Source organism: Pseudomonas sp. XS1P51, from assembly GCF_054897845.1.
In genome coordinates this window covers 1,581,385-1,603,031 of the sequence record NZ_CM142707.1, presented here as the reverse complement: position 1 = coordinate 1,603,031, position 21,647 = coordinate 1,581,385, and the positions used below count along the sequence as shown (strand labels likewise).

At 57.4% G+C, this 21,647-nt stretch carries 17 protein-coding genes and 1 pseudogene; 10 read left to right on the top strand and 8 right to left on the bottom strand.

Annotation, left to right across the window (positions count from 1 at the left end; translation table 11 throughout):
* Nucleotides 1-16 precede the first annotated feature (16 nt).
* Both ACYZUD_RS07280 and ACYZUD_RS07275 read left to right on the top strand, forming a co-directional pair.
* A complete protein-coding gene (locus ACYZUD_RS07280) occupies nt 17-628 on the top strand; it encodes an FMN-dependent NADH-azoreductase (protein ID WP_462023319.1) in 612 nt (203 codons plus the stop codon).
* Nucleotides 629-885: 257 nt separating this feature from the next.
* A complete protein-coding gene (locus ACYZUD_RS07275) occupies nt 886-1,923 on the top strand; it encodes an alpha/beta hydrolase family protein (protein ID WP_462023318.1) in 1,038 nt (345 codons plus the stop codon).
* Between the two features lie 112 nt (nt 1,924-2,035).
* Here the strand turns inward: ACYZUD_RS07275 and ACYZUD_RS07270 are convergent, their stop codons facing one another.
* The gene (locus ACYZUD_RS07270) at nt 2,036-3,223 is read right to left on the bottom strand and encodes an MFS transporter (RefSeq protein WP_462023317.1); all 1,188 of its coding nucleotides are present in this window, start codon (nt 3,221-3,223) and stop codon (nt 2,036-2,038) included.
* Nucleotides 3,224-3,438: 215 nt separating this feature from the next.
* Nucleotides 3,439-5,028: an ABC-F family ATPase gene (locus ACYZUD_RS07265; protein WP_462023316.1), complete on the bottom strand. Its 1,590-nt coding sequence runs from the start codon at nt 5,026-5,028 to the stop codon at nt 3,439-3,441.
* 480 nt (nt 5,029-5,508) lie between these two features.
* Here ACYZUD_RS07265 and lpxO point away from each other — a divergent pair, with 480 nt between their 5' ends.
* Nucleotides 5,509-6,408, top strand: coding sequence for a lipid A hydroxylase LpxO (gene lpxO / locus ACYZUD_RS07260; protein WP_462023315.1), 900 nt, complete (start codon nt 5,509-5,511; stop codon nt 6,406-6,408).
* A 120-nt stretch (nt 6,409-6,528) separates the two neighbouring features.
* On the opposite strand, the gene ku is transcribed toward lpxO, so the two are convergent.
* Entirely contained in the window at nt 6,529-7,377 is an 849-nt protein-coding gene (gene ku / locus ACYZUD_RS07255) for a non-homologous end joining protein Ku (RefSeq protein WP_462023314.1), read from the bottom strand.
* A gap of 192 nt (nt 7,378-7,569) precedes the next feature.
* On the opposite strand from ku, the gene ACYZUD_RS07250 reads away from it, so the two are divergent.
* A complete protein-coding gene (locus tag ACYZUD_RS07250) occupies nt 7,570-7,914 on the top strand; it encodes a hypothetical protein (RefSeq protein WP_462023313.1) in 345 nt (114 codons plus the stop codon).
* Between the two features lie 51 nt (nt 7,915-7,965).
* On the top strand, nt 7,966-9,117 hold the full coding sequence (locus ACYZUD_RS07245) for a PQQ-dependent sugar dehydrogenase (protein WP_462023312.1): 1,152 nt from the start codon (nt 7,966-7,968) through the stop codon (nt 9,115-9,117).
* 97 nt (nt 9,118-9,214) lie between these two features.
* On the opposite strand, the gene rimI is transcribed toward ACYZUD_RS07245, so the two are convergent.
* A complete protein-coding gene (gene rimI, locus ACYZUD_RS07240; RefSeq protein WP_462023311.1) occupies nt 9,215-10,312 on the bottom strand; it encodes a ribosomal protein S18-alanine N-acetyltransferase in 1,098 nt (365 codons plus the stop codon).
* A 92-nt stretch (nt 10,313-10,404) separates the two neighbouring features.
* On the opposite strand from rimI, the gene ACYZUD_RS07235 reads away from it, so the two are divergent.
* The 4 genes and pseudogenes from ACYZUD_RS07235 to ACYZUD_RS07220 all read left to right on the top strand — a co-directional run bounded on the left by ACYZUD_RS07235 (nt 10,405) and on the right by ACYZUD_RS07220 (nt 15,025).
* Nucleotides 10,405-11,979: a RimK family protein gene (locus tag ACYZUD_RS07235; protein WP_462023310.1), complete on the top strand. Its 1,575-nt coding sequence runs from the start codon at nt 10,405-10,407 to the stop codon at nt 11,977-11,979.
* A 7-nt stretch (nt 11,980-11,986) separates the two neighbouring features.
* Nucleotides 11,987-12,910, top strand: coding sequence for a magnesium transporter CorA family protein (locus ACYZUD_RS07230; protein WP_462023309.1), 924 nt, complete (start codon nt 11,987-11,989; stop codon nt 12,908-12,910).
* Between the two features lie 454 nt (nt 12,911-13,364).
* Nucleotides 13,365-14,357 (top strand): annotated as a pseudogene (ilvA, locus tag ACYZUD_RS07225) (threonine ammonia-lyase, biosynthetic); the annotation flags it as partial.
* Nucleotides 14,358-14,755: 398 nt separating this feature from the next.
* Entirely contained in the window at nt 14,756-15,025 is a 270-nt protein-coding gene (locus ACYZUD_RS07220) for a DUF1652 domain-containing protein (protein ID WP_462023308.1), read from the top strand.
* 69 nt (nt 15,026-15,094) lie between these two features.
* Here the strand turns inward: ACYZUD_RS07220 and ACYZUD_RS07215 are convergent, their stop codons facing one another.
* Nucleotides 15,095-15,361, bottom strand: a complete 267-nt coding sequence (locus ACYZUD_RS07215; protein ID WP_462023307.1) for a DUF2790 domain-containing protein — start codon at nt 15,359-15,361, stop codon at nt 15,095-15,097.
* A gap of 505 nt (nt 15,362-15,866) precedes the next feature.
* Here ACYZUD_RS07215 and ACYZUD_RS07210 point away from each other — a divergent pair.
* Nucleotides 15,867-16,163, top strand: a complete 297-nt coding sequence (locus ACYZUD_RS07210; RefSeq protein ID WP_462023306.1) for a hypothetical protein — start codon at nt 15,867-15,869, stop codon at nt 16,161-16,163.
* A 278-nt stretch (nt 16,164-16,441) separates the two neighbouring features.
* Here the strand turns inward: ACYZUD_RS07210 and ACYZUD_RS07205 are convergent, their stop codons facing one another.
* The 3 genes from ACYZUD_RS07205 to tssI form a co-directional block, all read right to left on the bottom strand.
* Nucleotides 16,442-16,975: a hypothetical protein gene (locus ACYZUD_RS07205; RefSeq protein WP_462023305.1), complete on the bottom strand. Its 534-nt coding sequence runs from the start codon at nt 16,973-16,975 to the stop codon at nt 16,442-16,444.
* A 453-nt stretch (nt 16,976-17,428) separates the two neighbouring features.
* The gene (locus ACYZUD_RS07200) at nt 17,429-18,082 is read right to left on the bottom strand and encodes a DUF2931 family protein (RefSeq protein ID WP_462023304.1); all 654 of its coding nucleotides are present in this window, start codon (nt 18,080-18,082) and stop codon (nt 17,429-17,431) included.
* Nucleotides 18,075-21,557 (bottom strand): type VI secretion system tip protein TssI/VgrG, encoded by a 3,483-nt coding sequence (gene tssI, locus ACYZUD_RS07195; RefSeq protein WP_462023303.1) that lies wholly within the window; start codon nt 21,555-21,557, stop codon nt 18,075-18,077. Before tssI ends, ACYZUD_RS07200 begins: the two co-directional genes overlap by 8 nt.
* Nucleotides 21,558-21,647 lie beyond the last annotated feature (90 nt).

Here is a 21,647-nt window from a genome sequence, read left to right as displayed (position 1 = left end):
CACCTGGAGATCCCATATGAAACTGCTGCATATCGATTCGAGCATTCTTGGTGACAACTCGGCGTCCCGTCAGCTGAGCAGCGAAGTCGTTAAAGCCTGGCAAACCGCCGAGCCGACTGCCGTCGTGACCTACCGCGACCTGGCCGCCGATGCCATCAGCCATTTCTCCGCCACGACCCTGGTTGCCGCCGGCACCACCGCTGAACTGCGCAATGCCGCCCAACAGCATGAAGCCGAGCTGAGTGCTTCGACGCTGGCCGAATTCCTCGCCGCTGATGCCGTCGTGATTGCAGCGCCGATGTACAACTTCACCATCCCGACCCAACTCAAGGCCTGGATCGACCGCATCGCCGTTGCCGGCCAGACCTTCCGTTACACCGAAGCCGGCCCTGAAGGCCTGTGCGGTGGCAAGAAAGTCGTGATCGTTTCGACGGCTGGCGGTCTGCATGTCGGTCAGGCGACCGGCGTTGCTCACGAAGAATACTTGAAGGTGATGTTCGGCTTCCTCGGTATCACCGACATCGAGTTCGTCCGTGCTCACGGCTTGGCTTACGGTGACGAAGTGCGCACCAAAGCCATGAGCGACGCGCAGACGCAAATCAGCGAGCAATTGTTCGCCGTTGCGTAAGGCTTGTGTAAAAAAAATCACACAGCTCAGGCAATACCCCAAAAACTCTGTATTCTGATCACGCAAGTGCCAGATATGGAGTTTTTTGTTTCTGATCATTGCAGATTTTTTCAGAGTGTGGCCCAGGTTATGCAATCGAGGGTTAACGTCCCCGTTCAGCAACGACCTTGGCGGCAGCAATCACTGGCACAAGGCCGCGTCCTCGGTATCCGAAGGAGAACGGGCTTCCCGGTCAAGTAACAAAGGTGGGGCATCCCATGGTGCGTCTTTGGGCAACGTTACTGGTTTTCCTGCTCAGCAGCCTGAATTCAGTGCACGCCGCGCCTGCGCCGCATCCTCACTGGAGCGTCGGTTTCCATGAGATGAGTTTTCTCGATCCGCTGGACCTGCAACCGATGCGCGCCATCGCGTTCTATCCCTCCAGCGACAAGGAACACTCCAGCAAACTTGAGGGCTACACCGTCGAAGCGGGCGAAGACACCCGGGTTGCCATCGGCCGTTTCCCGATGCTGATGCTGTCCCACGGCAACACCGGAACCCCGCTGGCCCTGCACGACCTCATGACGTCGTTGGCGCGCAAAGGGTTTGTGGTGGTGGCGGTGATCCATCCCGGCGACAACTCCAAAGACCACAGCCGTCTCGGCACCTTGAGCAACCTTTATGGGCGGCCGATCCAGATTTCCGAAGCCATTACCGCCACCTTGGGCGACCGCATGCTGGCGCCTTTCGTCAATGCCGAACAGGTCGGTGTGATCGGTTACTCGGCGGGCGGTGAGACTGCGTTGATCCTGTCTGGTGCGACACCTGACCTGGATCGTCTGCGTCGCTATTGCCAGGAGCGTCCGGATGACCGCGATGCCTGCAATACTCAGGGCGAATTGATTGTCGATCGTGATGATTTGCAGCCGGTGGCCGATCCACGCGTCCATGCCTTGCTGCTGATGGCGCCGCTGAGCCTGAAGTTCGGCCGCCATACCCTGGCCGACGTGCATGTGCCGGTACTGCTTTACAGCGGGGACGGCGACAAACTGGTGGCGTTCGACAAGAACGCCGCGGCGCTGGCGCGCAAACTGCCGATCGCACCGGACTTCAAATTGCTGGCCGGGGCAGGGCACTTCGTGTTCCTGGCACCTTGCAACGAAGAGCAGATCATCGCCATGCCGGCGCTGTGCACCGATGCCGATGGGGTCGACCGTGAAGACATTCACCGCAACCTGATTTCCGAAGCCGGACGGTTCTTCTCACATGCTCTGGGTAAACTGACCCGGGCCGGTATGCAGACCGCCGATCAATAAGATCCAACGCAACCCCCTGTAGGAGCTGCCGAAGGCTGCGATCTTTTGATTTTGTTTGGAAAAGCAAAGGCAAAAGATCGCAGCCTTCGGCAGCTCCTACAGGGATGCAGTGTCAGGCCATCGCGCGGCGTTTCAGTAACAGGGTCAAGCCCAGTCCGGTCACCGACAACAGCGCCGCGCTGAAGAAAATCCACGAATACCCCAGGTTCAACGCCACCGCGCCCATCAACGGCCCCGCAATTGCCAGCGCCAGATCGAAAAACACTGCGTAAGCACTCAGTCCCGCGCCACGACTGGAATTGGGCACCTGTTTGATCGCCTCAACCCCCAGCGCCGGGTATACCAGCGACAGACCGAACCCGGTCAGGCCCGCGCCAATCGACGCAAAACCGGTCGAAGGCGCGAGCCACAGCAGCACAAGGCCTGCTGTTTCAATGCTCATGCAGGCAATCGCCGAGGTAAACCCACCGAAGCGGCTGATGCTGGAGATGAACACCAGCCGCGCGAGAATGAAACACACCCCGAACACCGTCAGGCAGTACGCGGCGTCGGTCCAGCCGCGGCTGAGGTAGTACAGGGTAATAAAGGTCGTCAGGGTGCCGTAACCGATAGAGGCCAGGCTCAAGCTCGCACCAAACGGTGCAATACGCCCGAACACCGCCCAGAACGGCAGGCGTTCACCGCGAATCACCGGTACCGAAGGTTTGTTACGGATCAGCAGCAACGCCGCCAGCGCCAGCAGCGACAGCGCGATCCCCAGGCTGGCAAACCCCAGTTCACCGACCATCACCACCCCCAACGGCGCACCGATGGCAATGGCGCCATAGGAGGCGATGCCGTTCCAGGAGATCGAGCGCGCGGTGTGTTCTGCGCCGACCTGGCCCATGCACCAACTGATGGTGCCGACCCCGATCAGGCCCTGGGCGATCCCCAGCAATAAACGGCCGGCGATCAGAATCAACAGGCTCAGCAGGGGAACGCTTTGCAGCAGCGTTGAAATCAATGTCAGCACGCCACTCAACACAATCCCGGACAACCCGTAAACAATCGCTCGCTTGGTGCCGATGGTGTCTGACACGCGCCCGGCCATGGGGCGGCTGAGCAGGGTCGCGAGGTACTGGGAGCCAATCGTCAACCCCGCCACGACGGCGCTGAAGCCGAGCTGTTCGTGGACATAGCCCGGCAATACCGCAATCGGCAGGCCGATGCAGAGGAAGGCAATAAAGGTATAGAAAACGATGGAGACGATCTGCAGGGTGATCGCCATGGAGCTTTGCGGTGGCAGCTGCTGCACAGACATGAGGGCTCGTTCGCGGGCGGCGGTGGGAGAACTGCATCATGGCGCGGGCATGGAATAAAAGGAAGCAGGCTAACGATCAAAAGATCGCAGGCTGCGCCAGCTCCTACAGGGGTACGCATTCCAAAGTAGGAGCTGGCGCAGCCTGCGATCTTTTGATCTTCAGACAATAAAAAGCCCCGTCACCAGGACGGGGCTTTTCAGTTGCAGCGGGCGTTTTAGAGCACAACGCCCTGGCTACGTAGGTAGTCGTCATAGGTCCCGCTGAAGTCGATCACGCCGCTGGCGCTCAACTCGATGATGCGGGTGGCCAGGGACGATACGAACTCACGGTCGTGGCTGACGAAGATCAGCGTGCCCGGATAGTTCTCCAGCGCCAGGTTCAGCGCCTCGATGGATTCCATGTCCAGGTGGTTGGTCGGTTCGTCCATGATCAGCACGTTCGGTTTTTGCAGGATCAGCTTGCCGAACAGCATGCGACCTTGCTCGCCACCGGAGATGACCTTGACCGACTTGAGGATCTCGTCGTTGGAGAACAGCATGCGGCCGAGGGTGCCGCGAACCAGTTGCTCGCCGCCCTGGGTCCATTGGCCCATCCAGTCGAACAGGTTGCAGTCGTCTTCGAAATCGTGCGCGTGGTCCTGGGCGTAGTAGCCCAGTTCCGCGGCGTCGGTCCACTTCACGGTGCCGGCATCCGGGGTCAGTTCGTTGACCAGGGTGCGCAGCAGGGTGGTTTTGCCGATACCGTTCGGGCCGATGATCGCCACGCGCTCCCCAGCTTCAACCTGGAAGCTGAAGTCCTTGAACAGTGTCTTGCCGTCGAAGCCTTTGGCCATGCGCTCGACGATGACCGCTTGACGGTGCAGCTTCTTGGTTTGTTCGAAACGGATGAACGGGCTCACGCGGCTCGAAGGCTTGACCTCGGCCAGCTGGATCTTGTCGATCGCCTTGGCGCGGGAAGTGGCCTGCTTGGCTTTCGAGGCGTTGGCCGAGAAGCGGCTGACGAACGATTGCAGTTCCGAAATCTGCGCTTTCTTTTTGGCGTTGTCCGACAGCAGCTGCTCGCGGGACTGGGTCGCCACGGTCATGTACTCGTCGTAGTTGCCCGGGAACAGACGCAGCTCGCCGTAATCCAGGTCAGCCATGTGGGTGCACACGCTGTTCAGGAAGTGACGGTCGTGGGAGATGATGATCATCAGGCTGGAGCGCTGGGTCAGAATGTTTTCCAGCCAGCGGATGGTGTTGATGTCCAGGTGGTTGGTCGGTTCGTCGAGCAACAGCACTTCAGGATCGGAGAACAGCGCCTGGGCCAGCAATACGCGCAGTTTCCAGCCTGGGGACACTTCGCTCATCGGGCCGAAATGCTGCTCGATGCCGATACCCAGGCCCAGCAACAGTTCACCGGCACGGGATTCGGCGGTGTAGCCGTCCATTTCAGCGAACTCGGTTTCCAGTTCGGCCACGGCCATGCCGTCTTCTTCGGTCATTTCCGGCAGCGAGTAGATGCGATCGCGCTCGGCTTTAACCTTCCACAACTCTTCGTGACCCATGATCACGGTGTCGATCACGGTGAATTCTTCGTAGGCGAACTGGTCCTGGCGCAATTTACCCAGACGCACGTTCGGCTCGAGCATGACCTGGCCGCCCGACGGCTCGAGGTCGCCACCGAGGATTTTCATGAAGGTGGACTTGCCGCAACCGTTGGCGCCGATCAGGCCATAGCGGTTGCCCGCGCCGAATTTCACCGAAACGTTTTCAAATAGCGGCTTGGCGCCGAACTGCATCGTGATGTTAGCTGTAGAGATCAAAGGTTTTTCCTGCGAAGCATTCAGAGTAGCTTGGGTTGCGGCAGTACCGATTCAGTACCCGTTTCCGGTATTCAAACCATGGGAAATGCATCCCGGTCAGAAGCGGAAGGTCCATCTGGCAATAAGTGGACAGCAGCATGTGGAGCGCTTGGCCCGAGTCGAAGTGCGCTGAGACGGGGTTCATTCCCGTCATCAACCAAGGGGGGCGCGTAATGTTTGGCGGCGATTGTACTGGTCTGGCTCTTTAAACGATAGGGCGTTGAGGCCCCACGGGCACTTTGGCAGTATCAGCGGACAGATTTTCACACCTGAAAGCTAACTATTTGTTACAAATAATGGCTAATATGCCATCTTTCGACCTGATGCCGACCGGCGGCATAGCTCAGGACGCTGTTTCGTATTCAGACGCTGCACAAGACCCTTGGGCCGCCTGGCTGGCAGGGAACGCAGTTTGTTCACTTCTGACGTGTGACGATCTCCGTGAAACTCATCATCGCCGCTATTTATGTTGTATCCATTACGTATGTTCATCTGCGCGGTCGGGTGCGCCACAAACTGGGTCGTCAATTGAGCGACCACTCGACGTTTCTCGCGCCGATCAATTGCTTCCTTTACCTGTTCTCGAAAATCCCCAACAAGCCTTACCTCGATCCGGCCGATTTTCCCGACCTGAGTCCGTTGCAGACCCACTGGGAAGAAATCCGCGCCGAAGGCCAGAACCTGCTCAAGGCTGGTGAGATCAAGCGATCGAACCAGTATGACGACGTCGGTTTCAACTCGTTCTTCAAAACCGGCTGGAAGCGCTTCTACCTCAAGTGGTACGGCGACAGCCACCCCTCTGCGATGAAACTCTGCCCGCGCACCACCGAACTGGTGCAGAGCATCGGTTCGATCAAGGCGGCGATGTTCGCGGAGCTGCCGCCGGGTTCCAAACTGGTGCGTCACCGCGATCCCTATGCCGGTTCGTATCGCTATCACCTGGGGTTGGACACGCCGAACGATGCCGGTTGCTACATCAATGTCGATGGCGAGAATTACCACTGGCGCGACGGTGAAGCGGTGATGTTCGACGAGACTTACATTCATTACGCCGAAAACACCACTCAGCAGAACCGCATCATTCTGTTCTGCGACATCGAGCGGCCGATGAAGTATCGCTGGGCGACGGCCTTCAACGGCTGGTTCAGCCGTAACGTGATGTCGGCGGCGGGCGCGCCGAACGATGGAGGCGACAAGACCGGTGGCATCAACCGCCTGTTCGCCAAAATCTACAAGATTCGCCTGCGGGGCAAGGCGCTCAAGAAGCGCAACCGCAAACTCTACTACCTGGAAAAATGGGCGATTTTCGGTGGGTTGCTGGCGATTTTCGTACTGATCTGATTTTTTCGTTGTGGCGTATGGCGCCATCGCGAGCAGGCTCGCTCCCACATTGGAACTCGGTCGACTGTGGGAGCGAGCCTGCTCGCGATAGGGTCTTAACCTTTACTGCAAAACCCACAATCAGCCACGAGATGCCTTCGTGGCTTTTTTGTGTGCGGCCGGTTTGGTTTTATCGGCACCCTTGCCGCCAAGGCTACGTTTGAGCAGTTCCGTCAAATCAATAACGTCCGCAGTCTTACGCTCCTCTTCACCGGTCGCCGTTTCCACATCCTCGATCTTGCCTTCATTCGCCTTTTTCTCGACCAGCGCCATGATCTTGTCTTCGAAACTGTCGCGATAATCCTCGGGTTTCCAGTCGGCGCTCATGTCTTGAACCAGGCGCTTGGCCATATCGAGTTCGCCCTTGGCCAGTTCCGGTTTGGTCACCTCGCTGCCCAACTCCAGTGTGTCGAGACTGCGTACCTCCGCCGGCCAGCGCAGCATTACCAGCACCATGGCCGATTCCAGCGGCATCAGCGCGGCGAGATGCTGGCGGGTATGCAAAACCACATGGGCGAGGGCAACCTTGTTGGTTTTGCTGAGGGTTTCGCGCAGTAGCGCATAGACCTTGCCACCGCGTTTATCCGGGGCCAGGTAGTAAGGTGTGTCGATGTTTTGCAGGGGAATTTGTTCGGCGTCGACAAAGGAAAAGATGTCGATGGTTTGCGTGGATAACGGGTGCGCCGATTTGATTTCCTCTTCGCTGAGCACCACGTAGCGACCCTTTTCGTACTGGACCCCTTTGACGATGTGCTCTTTGGTGACTTCCTTGCCGGTGACCTTGTTGACGCGCTTGTAGCCCACCGGGTCCATGCTGCGGCTGTCGAGCCAGTCGAAATCCACGCCTTGGGAGGACGTTGCCGAGACCAGCGCCACAGGGATATGCACCAGCCCGAAACTGATTGCGCCTTTCCAGATTGCCCGTGCCATCGTCGTCTACTCCCGCGTGATGATCAGGTGACCTGTGGCCCGGTGAAAAAGTTTCAGCGGCTTGTGGCCCGGAGCTGCCGGCGGATCAACTTCGTGTTACATCTTGCCGGGGAGGTTTTGATTAACAAAACCGAACCCTGGGCGTAGCGTGATATCGAAGACCCTATCCAGGCTTACGTGAAGAGGCTCCCCATGAACCGATTTATGCTTGGCCTCACCGCGTTGGCATTGAGCAGCCTGGCCCAGGCCGACGCGGCATTGCCATCATCCCCCGTGCTGCTGGCCCAGAGCCCGACGGGCAACGCCAGTAATCCTTACAACAGCCCGATTCGCCGGGCCAATCCCAATAGCATGCAGGGCACGCAACCCAGCGCTCCGGCCATTCACGGGCCCAACACCGTACCCGTTCCGCGCCCGCCGACCCTGGACAATGGTGGCATTGGCAACCGCTATCCCCAGGATCGATCGGCCCCCGTCAGCCCGCCGAAATTCATACCCAATCCGCCTCATCGAGACGCAGACACCAGCAACCGTTGAGCGGCAAGGCTCAAGTACTGCCAGCCATTCTGACCACAAAAGGAATCGTGCATGTTGCGTAAAAAACTCCTGGCCACGCTCTGCGCCAGCGCACTGATCACCACGGTGGCACCCGTTTTCGCGGCGCCGACACAAGAACTGAAAAGCGAACAGGGCACCCTTGAGGTCACGCCGATCGTCAAGGGGCTGGATCACCCCTGGGCCTTGGCGTTCCTGCCCGATCGCCAAGGGATGCTGGTGACCGAGCGGCCCGGCAACCTGCGAGTGGTCAGCGCCGATGGCAAGCTCTCGGCGCCGCTCAACGGCGTGCCAAAGGTCTGGGCCAAGGGGCAGGGCGGTTTGCTGGACGTGGTGCTGTCGCCCGACTTCAAGCAGGACCGCACGGTCTATCTGTCCTATGCCGAAGGCGGCGGTGAGGGTGGTAAGGCCGGCACGGCGGTCGGTCGCGGACAGCTGTCGGAAGACCTGACAGCCATCAGGAATTTCAAAGTGATCTTCCGTCAGGAGCCCAAGCTTTCGGTCGGCAATCACTTCGGTTCGCGTCTGGTGTTCGACCGCGATGGCTACCTGTTCATCACCCTCGGCGAGAACAACGACCGGCCAACCGCCCAAGACCTCGACAAGTTGCAAGGCAAGGTGGTGCGGATCTATCCGGATGGCAAGGTGCCTGACGACAACCCCTTTATCGGTCAGGCCGGCGTGCGCCCGGAAATCTGGTCCTATGGCCAGCGTAACCCGCAAGGTGCGGCGCTCAATCCCTGGACCGGCGTCCTTTGGGAAAACGAGCACGGCCCCCGGGGCGGCGACGAGATCAACATTATCGAGCGTGGCAAGAACTACGGCTGGCCGATGGCAACCCATGGCATCAACTATTCAGGCCAGCCGATTCCGGAAGCCAAGGGCAAGACTGCCGAAGGCACCGTTGGGCCACACCATGTCTGGGAAAAATCCCCCGGGCTGAGCGGCATGGCGTTCTACGACGCTGACCGCTTCAAGGTCTGGCAGCACAACGTGTTTATCGGTGCGCTGGTGAGCCAGGAGTTGATTCGCTTGCAGTTCGACGGCGATAAGGTGGTTCACGAAGAACGCTTGATGGGCGAGCTCAACAAGCGCATTCGCGATGTGCGGCAGGGGCCGGATGGGTATTTGTATGTGCTCACCGATGAAGATGATGGCGTGCTCTACAAAGTCGGACTGAAGTAACGCAAAGAGCAAAGATCGCAGCCTTCGGCAGCTCCTACAGGTGTACGCCGATCCATGGAGCTGCCGAAGGCTGCGATCTTTTCAGGCATAAGCAAATTCAGTTGTGTGCATACAGAATCACTGCCGCCCTTAATTTGCCCCGCCCGAAGCTGCTCATTTTCTCGAACTCCCCATGGCTGACCGGCAAATGCTGGCAATCCATGGGCTGACGATGCTGGCTATGGTCGACATCCGGGTCGTGCAGGTAGACGAACTCTTCATCGCAGTCGGTGACGATCACCCAGTGCGGCGATTTTGAACGGGTCAGCCGATAGCTGCTGATCAGCACCAGCGGCTGCCCGCCATCAGCCAGCAAGCGTGGCAGATCCAGCGGCCCGCCAATCACTCGTTCAACGTCAGTGGCGAGCAATTGTGTTGTGAACTCTTCATGCACCAGGCGCATTACGTCTTTTTTATGCGTATCGCGCACGCCATCGAGAAACAACGGCCCGGCCATGCTCACTTGCAGGCGCACCCGAAACCCGCGCCGCGATGCCGCCAGTGCCAGGCCTTGAGGGCTGCACCCCCCGTGGCCGGAGGTCATGAACACGGTGGTCGCTTCGCGCCAGATCTGCAGTTCCTCACGGCGCTCCAGCACTCGATCCCCTTGCAGCGCGCCCATGGCCATCAGCAGGCAGGCCGGGCCGCAGGTGAAATCGGTTGTCTGCGGGTAATACGGCACCTTGATATTGCGTGAGTCGCGGTGCTGGAGGATGCGTTTCTCCAGGCGCAACGCATCGGCATGGTCCTGGTAATAGTCGTGAATCCGCGCGAAACGCCGATAACCGTTGCGCTCATACAGGGCAATCGCCGCAGGGTTGTCGATGCGCACCTCAAGGCGCAGGTAAGCGCAATCGTGCTCAAGGGCGCAGGCCTCGATGCGTTCGAGCAATTGCTTGCCCAGCCCGCTGCCGCGAGTCTGCTGGGCGATGGCAATCGAGTAGAGCCGGGCCAAAGAGGTCCCCCGGTGAAACAGCACCACCGCGTAGCCCACCAATTGCTCGCCATGTTGGGCCACCAGCAGTTGCCCGTGAGCCCGAGTGATCATCCAGTGAAAGCTGCGATTGTTGAGCCGGTCCGTGGTGAAACATTGTTGTTCGAGTTCCAGCAATGCCGGTAAGTCTTCAACTACCGCCAGGCGAAATACACTCTTCATATGACCGCCGTAAAAGTTACGTAACGAAACGGGACTTTCGAAAAAGTTCGTGCTTAATAGGAAAGGTCTTGTTCTCCAACGGATCAATCACTATGTCAGCGGTACAGGGTCATTGGCGCGAAGTATCCGAGCAAACTTTGCCGGTAGCAACTTATTTAAATGACACGGTCAGAACTTCAAGTCAGTTGATTATCATCGTCGAACGCAAGGAAGACTGGGCCTCCTACTTCCCCAGCGAGGACATCGTCAGCGCGCAGGAATACCTCGAACAGACCCGTGACAACGAGCAGGGCAAACGGGTGCAGGTCATCAACCTGTGCCGCAGCTACAAGTACCTGGGGCATGGCTATTACTGCTCGCTGCTGGCCGAAGCGCGGGGGCACAAGGTGATTCCGTCGGTGCGGACCATCAGCGAACTGACCCGCAAATCCCTGTACAGCCTTGCCCTGGATGACCTGGATAAAACCCTGGAAAAAGCCCTCAGCCATCATCTTTACAGCGATACCGAAGGTTTTACCCTGACACTTTACTTTGGTAAGACGAATATCGAGCCGTTGCAGGATCTGGCCCGGCAATTGTTTGAAGTGTTCCCGTGTCCGATATTATTAGTTGAGTTTCGGCGAACGAATGGCTGGCACATCGAAGGCATAAAGTCTGGCGCCCTGCATAAGTTGCGCGAAGATCAGGAAGATCAATTCGCCCACTCACTCGACAGTTTCAGTCGCAAGATCTGGCGCATGCCGCGTTCACGGCGTTTAGCCCGTTATGACCTGGCCATCCTGCACGACCCGCAGGAAGCATTGCCGCCGTCCAACCCCAAGGCGTTGGACAACTTCGTCAGGGTCGGCAAGACCTTGGGCATTGATGTCGAACTGATCGAGCGCAAGGACTATGCGCGTATCGCTGAATACGACGGGCTGCTGATCCGCGAGACGACCAGCGTCGACAACCATACCTACCGCTTCGCCAAGAAAGCCGAGAGCGAAGGGCTGGTGGTGATGGACGACCCTACGTCCATCTTGCGCTGCACCAACAAGGTGTATCTGACCGACCTGCTGAAAAGCCATCAACTGGGCATGCCCGCCACCGAAATCCTCTACAAGGAGCGACCGGAGGACTTCGAACGCGTCGGCGAGCGCTTGGGCTTCCCGCTGGTGTTGAAGATCCCCGACGGCTGTTTCTCCCGGGGCGTGATCAAGGTCGAAAGCCAGCAAGCCTTGCTCGAAGCCACCGCCGAACTGTTCGAACACTCGGTGCTGTTGCTGGCTCAGGAATTCTTCTACACCGAATACGACTGGCGCATCGGCGTGCTCAACCGCAAACCGATCTTTGCCTGCCAGTACTTCATGTCCAAGGGCCACTGGCAGATCTACAACCACAAGGCCAAGGGCCAGGACATCAACGGCGAATGCCGCACCCTGGCGGTTCACGAAGCACCGCGCGCGGTGGTGGAACTGGCGGTGAAAACCGCGAATCTCATCGGCGACGGCCTGTACGGCGTCGACCTCAAGCAGTCCGGCGACAAGGTGGTGGTGATCGAAGTCAACGACAACCCGAACATGGACGCCGGCATCGAAGACGCTTATTTGCAGGACGATTTGTACTCGCTGGTGCTGGAAGAGTTTGTCCGTCGACTGGAGCTCAAGCGCCGCGGCCAGGCCTGGTGAACGGCCGATGATCAAGAGCTTTCAACTGACCCACGGCGCGCTGCACAGGGTCGAACGGATGGACGCCGAGGTGATGCTGTTCAGCAACCCCGACGCGGCCGAGCGGGACCTGCTGCACAGCCATTTCAAACTCGATGAACACGCCCTGGCCTCGGCGCTGGACCCTGACGAGGTGTCGCGTATCGAGTTCCATCCCGACAACCTGTTCCTGATCTGGAAGCGCCCGGAGAACTATTCCGGCGCCGGCAGCCTGGCCTTCGAAGTGTCTTCGTGCGGTTTGTTGTTTTGTCCGCGCCGCCTGCTGGTGATCGCCACCGACGACTCGCCCCTCAGCGGCCTTGGCATGCGGCAATCGCTGAACACGCCACTGGACGTGTTGCTCGACCTGCTGTTCAACAACATCCATCACTATTTGGGCCACCTCAAGGTGATCAAGATGGTCGCCCGGGAGTTACAGCAGAAATTCAATGCGTCGATGCAGAACCAGCACCTGATCCAGATGTTCAACCTCAGCGAAAGCCTGATCTATTACATCAACGCGATTCACAGCAACGGCGCCGTCCTGACCCGGCTGCGCAATCACGCGGAAAAGGAACACTTCAGCGTCGAAGCCATTGCCCTGATCGACGACCTGATCATCGAAAACAACCAGTGCTACAAACAGGCGGAGATCTATTCCACGGTGTTCTCCGGGCTGATCGACGCCCGGGGCAACCTGATGAATAACAGCATGAACAACCTGCTGCGCAAACTGACGCTGATCAACGTGGTGTTTCTGCCGCTGAACCTGATTGCGAGTATTGGCGGGATGTCCGAGTTCAGCATGATGACGGCCGGTACGCCGTGGTGGGTTTCGTATCCGTTTTTTTTGAGCGCGATGATGTTGGGGGCGGGAGTGATGGTGATTGGGCTCAGGCGGTTGGCGAAGTGAGTTTTGTGTCTGTCAGACCGCCATCGCGAGCAGGCTCGCTCCCACATTTGCTCCGGGTGTACTCAAGTTCCGAGCCCGCCACAGAACCCTTGTGGGAGCGAGCCTGCTCGCGATCGCTATCTCGGGACGATGAGCAGAATCGCCAGCCTATAGAGGCCTCCGGAAATTGGCCATTGACTTGCTATCAATGCCCGGCTAATTTCCAGCCATGACTTCCACCGTATTGCGCTGCCAGCCAAGCATTATTACCGCCATTCCTTATTTGGCGGGCTAGCTCACGACTGCAGCACCCAACCCGCCCTAGAGGCGGGTTTTTACTTTCTGTCTCCTGGGTTTTGAACCAACACACGGTCGGTGTAGGAGCTGCCGAAGGCTGCGATCTTTTGATCTTGAAAGCAAAAAGATCGCAGCCTCCGGCAGCTCCTACACCGACCGTGTACAACAGGATATAGCCATGAGCACCACCACCCAGCAGACCCTGCTTGAGCACTACGTCAAAAAGATCCTCGCCGCGCCGGTGTACGAACTGGCGGTGCGCACGCCGTTGCAAGCGGCACCAGCGCTGTCCGAAGCCTTGGGCAACCAGATCCTGCTTAAACGCGAGGATTTGCAACCGACCTTTTCCTTCAAGATCCGTGGCGCCTACAACAAACTGGTGCAACTGAGCGATGAGCAAAAGGCACGCGGCGTGATCACCGCATCCGCAGGCAATCATGCCCAAGGCGTGGCGTTGGCCGCGCGTGAGCTGGGTATCGCCGCATCTATCGTCATGCCGCGCACGACCCCGGAATTGAAGGTGCTCGGGGTTCGCAGCCGAGGCGCCGATGCCGTCCTGCACGGCGAGAGTTTCCCGTTTGCCCTGGATTACGCGTTGAACCTGGCTGAACAAACCGGCCGCACCTTTGTTTCGCCCTTCGACGACCCGGACGTGATCGCGGGGCAGGGCACCGTCGCCATGGAGATCCTGCGCCAGCACCAGGGGCCGCTCGACGCGATCTTTGTTCCGGTGGGAGGTGGTGGCTTGATCGCGGGCATCGCCGCGTACGTCAAATACCTGCGACCTGAAGTCCGCATCATCGGCGTCGAGTCGGAACATTCTGCGTGTCTGTACGCAGCGTTACAGGCCGGTGAGCGAGTTGTCCTGCCCCACGTAGGCACTTTCGCCGACGGCGTCGCCGTGGCTCAGATCGGTGCTCATGGTTTCGAAGTCTGCCGATTCTGTGTCGATGAAGTCATGACGGTCAGTAACGACGAGCTTTGCGCCGCTATCAAGAACATCTACGACGATACCCGCTCGATAACAGAACCTTCTGGTGCGTTGGCCGTGGCCGGGATCAAGAAGTACGTGGCTCAGACCGGCGCCCGTGGTCAGACGCTGGTGGCGATCGACTCGGGCGCCAATATCAACTTCGACAGTTTGCGCCATGTGGCCGAGCGCGCTGCGCTAAGCAGCGCTCCAGCATGAGCTGTCTGCCCAGACAGCGACAGCATCAGTCCACAGTAATAATCAGCCCAACGGTCGTGTTTACAGGCAAGAACCCATGATGCGTCCTTGCGTGTGAGTGGGGTCAGCGGATACTGGATTGATCGGTCGCATTTTGTTGCCGAGCGCGGCAAACGGAAACAGGTTGCGCAATGTGTGCAAATTGCAGGGCCTTCACATGCCTTTCTTGCATATTGCATGAGGCCATTTACTTGCAGACACACTAAACCATTGATTTGCCGATGAGCTGCACGGCGAAATTCAAGGCATGTTTTATGCTCTAGCTGGTCTTGAACTGGCCACGGTTTATTGAGCCAGCGTTGATATTTGATTGGCAGTCTCACAATCAGGAGAGGGTCGCCATGTTTCTTTCTGCCTTGGAACTCCGCAACATCATCGAAAGCAGTTTTCTACCGAAGCGCTGTCAGTGCACGCTATCCCCGGATTTGTCAATGACCATCAAGGTGTATGCAGACGGTCAAACCGATCAGGTTGACCTGTTGGTAAACGGCATTGACGCCGCACAACTCAATGGATGTCGGGAAATAAACGAGCTGATTGCCGGGCTGCGTTCGGACATTCAGCGGCAGTCTGAAAGGCGTACGCTGCATCCGGACAAGCAAGCGCTTTAACCCGGCGGCTCGATTTCTACCGATACATGCCGGGCCTGAAACGTCGGACCCGGCGCCCGTTCTATTCCATCAACCCTGATTAGTGCACGCGTCGGACAGCTTCCGATACGTGATCTCTGCAGGCTTGCCCGTCGTGTCGATGTACTTCATCTCAGCCGTAATGACTTTGCATTCCAGGGTCGTGGGTTCGCTCAGCGAAACGACCTTGGCCACGTGCAGTGGCATCCCGTACTGATAGGGCACGGCCTGAGAGGAAGAGGTGTCGCTGGCCTGGGCCAGCCCGGTAAAGGCAGTGCAGGCGAGGGCGACGGTTCCCAGCAAAATGCGCATGTTCATGAACGATCTCCAGTGCGGACGGAAAGTGAGCTCGACGTAATGAACGTCGAACCTGCCGCACTGGGCGTCAGAAGAACCTGAGGGCGTGCGGTCCAGTAAAGTTTTGGACCGCAGCGTTAAGCGATGGTTAACCGGGCTGAATACCGCCTGTCGTGAGGGGTGATGCTGTCAGGCGTTTCGTTGGGGTCAGAATCTTCGGTAGCTTCGGCTTCGTCCTACAAGGATGGATGCTTTGTCGACTTTCAACTGATGGAGCGTTGCGACTACTGTTTGGGCTCGCTGCAAAATCAGCGAACAGGTTTGGTCACCTGAGAATCACACATGTGCCATCATGCGCACCGCGGACTCCTTCGTCCTCGTATTGCGGTTTAATGGCGGCTGTGTGCTGGACGCCTTCGGGCGAGCCGGTTTGTGTGGTTATCGGTTGACCAAGCCTGTACACAGCCGCCTCCCATCGTTTGGTCACGGTGCTGGCGTTACTTTTTCTAACGTTTGAGTAACCACTATGCCAACGCTAAATCCTTTCCCCGATCATTATCGCTCAATCAAAAGCAACGTCGCCGATACATCTCCCCTGGTTATCGACACAGAAGCCAACCCTCAAGACATCCTCGAAGCCGCCCTCCAGCGCATCCGCGCCTCCAGTGATTTACTGGAAACGCTCCATATCCAGTGTTTCAAAGACGGCGACGTGCAGGACATTCCACACATCACCCACGCGCTTTACCTGCTGACGCAGGATGGTTGCGATCTGCTGAAGGTTGCTCAGCAACGGATGCTGGGCTGGAAGGCGCCGGCCTGACCCCGCACAAACGCAAAATCCAGCCGATAGGGCTAATGCCAGTCAGTTAAGCGCGACACCGAACCTGTGGCGAGGGAGCTTGCTCCCGCTGGGGCGCAAAGCGGCCCCAAAAAAGACTGCTGCGCAGTCCATCGGGAGCAAGCTCCCTCGCCACAATTTACTCAGTGCCGGCTCTATCTCTTAACTGATCGGCATTAGCCAATAGGGCTGGATTTTTTAATGGAATGAAGATGCCAGATCTCGGCCCAAGATGGTTCGGAAGTACTGCGAGTGGTTGCCTACTTTAGGCGTACGACCTTAAATCCACGCCCGTTTGGTACGACATTACTGCCCGTTGCCTCATTCGGTTGGCCTTTACCCGAAAAATAGTCATAAACCAGAAACTTTGTGGAAACCTCATTACCGATATTTGGAATGACTAGCCGCATCTGCTTTTGCCCCAGGTAGAGGTAACGCGGCAAGGCTTTCTCGGCAAAATTTATTCTCTCGACTGTATGACTGATCGGGTTTTTGCGTAAGACGACGCCCTTCAAATAGGGCGAGCCGTAGTTCATCGCAAATACCAAACTGGAAGAGGCGCACTTGGCTAAAGCAATTTCTCCCAAAAAGTCGGAATCAGGCATGTCTGTAAATGCGGTTTCTATTTTTTGATCGAGCTCGACGAATAGACGCTGGCCCTCCGGGGTTGGCTCAGCCAACAAAGATATCCGCGTTCCGTCAGCCAAGGGGCAGCTGAGGATTGATTTGCTCGGTTGCGCATAGGCGGAAGTCCCAAGCAACGCTGCGATCAAGCAGAACCATGCCTTCTTCACTTTAATGTATCCCTCAGCACCTGCATTGAATCGGGGTTGGCTGCGAGCTTTTCTGCGCAAGCACTTATTTTTTTGTAATAAGCCCTATTGGAAAGGTCACGGTATTTTTTGTACGCCTCCTCAATAGAGTTGGATATGTCTATCCAATACTGCATGTATTCAGCGCCGAGTTGAATATTAGTAAGGCATTGAATGACTGTTGGCGAATGTGCATCCACTGAGCAGAAAAGCGACAAGAGCGACACGTATAAAATTACTCATATGGATGCACCGTACGCACAGAGTTTTCAATAGCGGCTCTGTAAACGCCAAAAGACCCACAATCGGACTTGATTATGGGGTATGCGCCCCTTCTCTGAACTGTTCATGATACCTACTGAGGCCCATGTTCAATGGGAGGAGTGTGGCGCGCTAGCCCTTCGCATCCAGGGTACTTAAAGGGCCTGTTCTGACCTACTTCCAAGAGTCGTACGGCACCCCAAACTTCTCGACATAGGCTTTGGACACATCAGAGAGTGAGTCGTACTCACCGCCAGACTTACCTTCATACGGGCCACGCGGATCAATCACGGCTTGTACCGTAGTCACCTCGATCGGTGTCATGCAAGGACCGGTTACCCAGACTTTGGCAATGCCTCCGGGAACCAGCCTTATACCGATTGCCTCACGATAGCCGGTGATCCATTGCCCGTCGGCAGCGCAGTACACCTTTTCCCCCTTGCGCATAATCTCCCTGGTCGCCTCGGGTATGTTAATCACCATCTGGTAGGTTTGCGGCTCGACCAGTGATTGCCAGCGGACATAGATCTGTTTGGGCAAGTCAGCCCCTGTCACGTACTTACCCTTACCCCAACCTGCTCTTTTCGGCCAGCCTCGGGGATCGCCGGCGTTGTTGGGAGGCGTTAGTATTGACGCGGTGCCACTCATCGCACGTGGATATACCTGTTCCTGTATATCGACCACATCCGCCGACTCGATCCAAACTTCCATGTAAGCGGGAGCCGAAAATCCCAAGCGCCAGGCTTTATAGGGCATTGACTGGCTATTGGCGAATGTGCAGCCACTGAGCAGAAAGGCGGCAAGAGCGACACGTATAAAATTACTCATTCGGATGCACCGTGCGTACAGAGTTTTCGTCTGGTCGATTGATGAAGACGATGTTCAGGTCGCTATTGTTGCGATTTTTAGCGGCGTTCCAGTTATCGGAGATATGAACATAACGCTGGAACAGCACTTCCTCCTCCTGCGAGGTTAGCCCAGCTGTTTTGCTTTTCCCCTGAGCGTAGGCCATCAGTTTTTCGGAGATGGGAACGAGGTCCGCGGGTAACGCAAGTCGCGGACTTTTTTCGGGGATCTGTCGAAAAGGCACTCCATTTTCCACGGCCAGTTCGCGCATGATCCGAAAGTAGATCAAGGACAAATCACTGCGGACTTCGCGCTGACTGCTGACTGCTGCATACACGTATTTCATGTTTTTGCGGTTGTCTTTGTCAGTGCCACGAAACGGCACCACCCACGTCCGGATCTCCAACGAAAGATTATATTGGGCCAGTTGATCTTGAAGCCGACTCAAGTCTTGCTGGGCACGTTTGTAACTGTTGGCTTCAGCGAAAGACGTCCTTTCTTCGACCGCGCTTTGACGCGGTTTACTGAGCAGGATGCGCTCCATCGCCTTAGGTAAATAGCCGCCGCCCAAGTCTGAATGCACGCCAGGCAGGACAATATCGGCCGACCCGAGACTGTTGAGGGCAAAGTTATAACGGCGTTCATTTCGAGCGACCAATTGGACGACTTTCTTAGCCGCGTCTGGCGCCAGATGGATATTGATCCCTGGGTTATAAGCGTTATTACCAGTCCAGTCCCCCACCAGCGGATTGGCAATAGCCGCAACCGTGTCGTAAACGCCAATGAAATTTATGGACACATCAGAATGCGGCGTCCAGGAAAAGCTGTCCGACAATATCGGAGAACCCATCGGCAACACTTTTGCGAGGATACTTTGGTTCCCCTTTAATACCTCATTGGCAAAATCCCTTGCCGCTGCGGAGCCACGGCTGAAGCCGAAAATATCGAATTCGATTTTCGCCACGCGCTTATCGGGGTTGTTGTCTTGAAATGTTTGCATAGCCTTGAGAATAAGTGGCGGTGTTTCTTCAACTCGCGCCCTGACACCCTGCACACCTATACCGGTACCTTGGGAAAAAGTGGAATCTTCTCCTGTGCTACTGGTTCCGATCCCGTCCACATAAACGGACAGGCTGACCGTCTTGGCATCGATGGGCAGGGTTTCATCCGCTTGGTCTATGTAAAGGTCATAGAGCCGGGCCACGTTACTGACATCATTGCCATAGCTGTTATCCGGGCTACTCCCCTTACCGTCATAACCGTAAGAGGCGCAGTACTGACGGATATCTTCTGCCATGTCCTCCAGATTTACATCCGGCGCAAAGCAGCCAAACACCCGCTCGCTGTTGTTGCGGTTGTTGCCCGTCCCATCGAAGAACACCCCAACCCGTAAGGTGATGTCTTCCAGCTCGACCTCTTCTTCCTCTTCCTCAAGCTCTTCTTCCACCGCAGGTGGCGCCGAATCAGGGGCGGCGTTAAATTTTCCAACCGGTGGGCTGCTCAATAGTTGCCCCGCAATGGCGGCTGCCGCTGCACCTGGGATAATCGGGGTGAGGATTGCGATCCCGGTCCCCGCACCCGGCGCACCTCCCGAATTCGCCTTAACCTCAGCGCCACTAATCGTCACGCCACCGGCATCCACCTTGACGAAACTCCCACCAGCCTTGGCCGTGAGTTCCATCCCGCCTTCAATAACGACCTTGTTGCCCGCGTGGTAGTGAATCTCTTCACCGGCCTCAACAAACTGCGCCGTCCCAACTTTCACATGCTGAGTCACGCCGACAGTGAGGTGATCATCCGCCCGCGCCTCGGTCTTGCGATCCAGGTGCGTGATCCGATGTTCTTCCACCTTGAACTCACTGAAAACCTTCGCCTCGACCGTGTCATGCCGCTCATTGCCGATGCGGATCTTCTGGTCATGCTCAATGTTTTCATCCCAATCGCGCTGGGCGTGCAGGTAGATCTGTTCCGCACCTTTTTTGTCTTCAATCCGAAACTCGTTGTAGCCCTTGCCGCCCGGGGAACTGAGGGTCTTGAAGGTGCTAAGGGTTTTGTTGGCTGGCAGGTCGTAGGGGACGACGTTTTCCTTGTGGTACAGGCAGCCGGTGATCAGCGGTTGGTCGGGGTCGCCTTCGAGGAAGGTGACGAGCACTTCCATGCCGACGCGCGGAATGGCGATGCCGCCGTAGGCACTGCCGGCCCAACCGGTGGTGACGCGCAGCCAGCAACTCGTGTTGTCGTCGGCCTGGCCGTCGCGGTCCCAGTGGAATTGCACTTTGACGCGACCGTACTCGTCGCAATGAATTTCTTCACCGGGAGGGCCGGTGACGATGGCGGTCTGGCTGCCGAGAACTTGCGGTTTCGGGTGTTCGAGGGCAGGGCGGTAGTGCGCGTCCCACGGCGTGGCGAGGAAGCGGTTGCGATAACCCTGATGGAAGTCGTCCTTGTTCTGGGTGACGTCGCTGGTGACGTTTTCGCCCAGCACTTGCGGTTGCTTGCCTTCGTGGACCACTTCCAGCAGCAGCCAGAGGTCGTTCCATTCGGCGCGCGGGTGTTCGCTTAAAGCCATGAAGTGGCCGCTGACCAGCGTCGGCTGATCACCTTTGCCTTCAGCGAGTGTGTAGTCGCTGCGGTGACGTTCGAGGGCGCGGGTTGCCAGTTGCTTGCCGCGGGCGCGGTCGGTGAAGCGGCCAGGGTAGTCGTAGTCTTCCAGGTCTGGAGCAAATGCGCTGGAAGCGGCACCTTCGGGGAGGATGCGTGGTTTTTCGAAATCATAGTCGCGACGGCTGACGCGGCTGGTGCGGGTTTCCAGGCGCAGGTTGAAGCGCTTGATCAGCGGTTTCTCGGCGGCCATGCCGGAGTCTTGCTGATAGCTGACGGGGGCGAGTTTGCGGAACACCGTCTGATCATCGCCGAACACCAGTTTGTGACCGCTGGCGCTGTGCTGGAAGTGGAAGTGGATGCCTTCTTCTTCGCACAGGCGCTGGATGAAATGCAGGTCGGATTCGTCGTACTGCACACAATAGACGCGTTCCGGGTAGATCGCGCCGAGCTGGAAGCTATAGGCGTCGCCAAGGATGCCGCGGGCTTCAAGTACCTGGGCGATGATCTTGGGGACGGTCAGGTGCTGGAAGATCTGCTGGTCATGGTTGTGGCGCAGGTAAGCCAGTTGCGGCACCAGACTGATGCTGTAGCGGGTCAGGCTTTTGCCGGAGTCGCCTTGCTTGATTCGATAGACCAGACCGTGAATGATGCCTTTACCGGTAGCGCCAAAGGTCAGGCAGCCAGGCTTGTGCAGCAACTCTTCGAGCTTCAGGTCGGCGCGGTTGCTGACCAGTTCGATGTCAAAACAGAAGGGCTGATTGAGGGCTTCGCGACCGACGAAACTGAGTACCTGAAGGTCAACGGAAACGCCGTGCAGCGTGAGGGAAATATGGGTTGCGTTTGCGTCCAGCATGCCTTGAATTCCATCCTTTGGATAAGCTGGGGCGGATGGTGCAGGATTAAACCGGCTCGTTCAAGGCGCAAATGGCGTAGGGGTGAATAC

Coding starts and splice junctions, on each gene's coding strand:
- rimI (WP_462023311.1), bottom strand. CDS start 10,312: ATGAAGAGTGTATTTCGCCTGGCGGTAGTTGAAGACTTACCGGCATTG.
- ACYZUD_RS07215 (WP_462023307.1), bottom strand. CDS start 15,361: ATGAACATGCGCATTTTGCTGGGAACCGTCGCCCTCGCCTGCACTGCC.
- ACYZUD_RS07245 (WP_462023312.1), top strand. CDS start 7,966: ATGTTGCGTAAAAAACTCCTGGCCACGCTCTGCGCCAGCGCACTGATC.
- ACYZUD_RS07270 (WP_462023317.1), bottom strand. CDS start 3,223: ATGTCTGTGCAGCAGCTGCCACCGCAAAGCTCCATGGCGATCACCCTG.
- ACYZUD_RS07220 (WP_462023308.1), top strand. CDS start 14,756: ATGTTTCTTTCTGCCTTGGAACTCCGCAACATCATCGAAAGCAGTTTT.
- ACYZUD_RS07210 (WP_462023306.1), top strand. CDS start 15,867: ATGCCAACGCTAAATCCTTTCCCCGATCATTATCGCTCAATCAAAAGC.
- ACYZUD_RS07275 (WP_462023318.1), top strand. CDS start 886: ATGGTGCGTCTTTGGGCAACGTTACTGGTTTTCCTGCTCAGCAGCCTG.
- ku (WP_462023314.1), bottom strand. CDS start 7,377: ATGGCACGGGCAATCTGGAAAGGCGCAATCAGTTTCGGGCTGGTGCAT.
- ACYZUD_RS07235 (WP_462023310.1), top strand. CDS start 10,405: ATGTCAGCGGTACAGGGTCATTGGCGCGAAGTATCCGAGCAAACTTTG.
- tssI (WP_462023303.1), bottom strand. CDS start 21,557: ATGCTGGACGCAAACGCAACCCATATTTCCCTCACGCTGCACGGCGTT.
- ACYZUD_RS07230 (WP_462023309.1), top strand. CDS start 11,987: ATGATCAAGAGCTTTCAACTGACCCACGGCGCGCTGCACAGGGTCGAA.
- ACYZUD_RS07200 (WP_462023304.1), bottom strand. CDS start 18,082: ATGAGTAATTTTATACGTGTCGCTCTTGCCGCCTTTCTGCTCAGTGGC.
- ACYZUD_RS07280 (WP_462023319.1), top strand. CDS start 17: ATGAAACTGCTGCATATCGATTCGAGCATTCTTGGTGACAACTCGGCG.
- ACYZUD_RS07250 (WP_462023313.1), top strand. CDS start 7,570: ATGAACCGATTTATGCTTGGCCTCACCGCGTTGGCATTGAGCAGCCTG.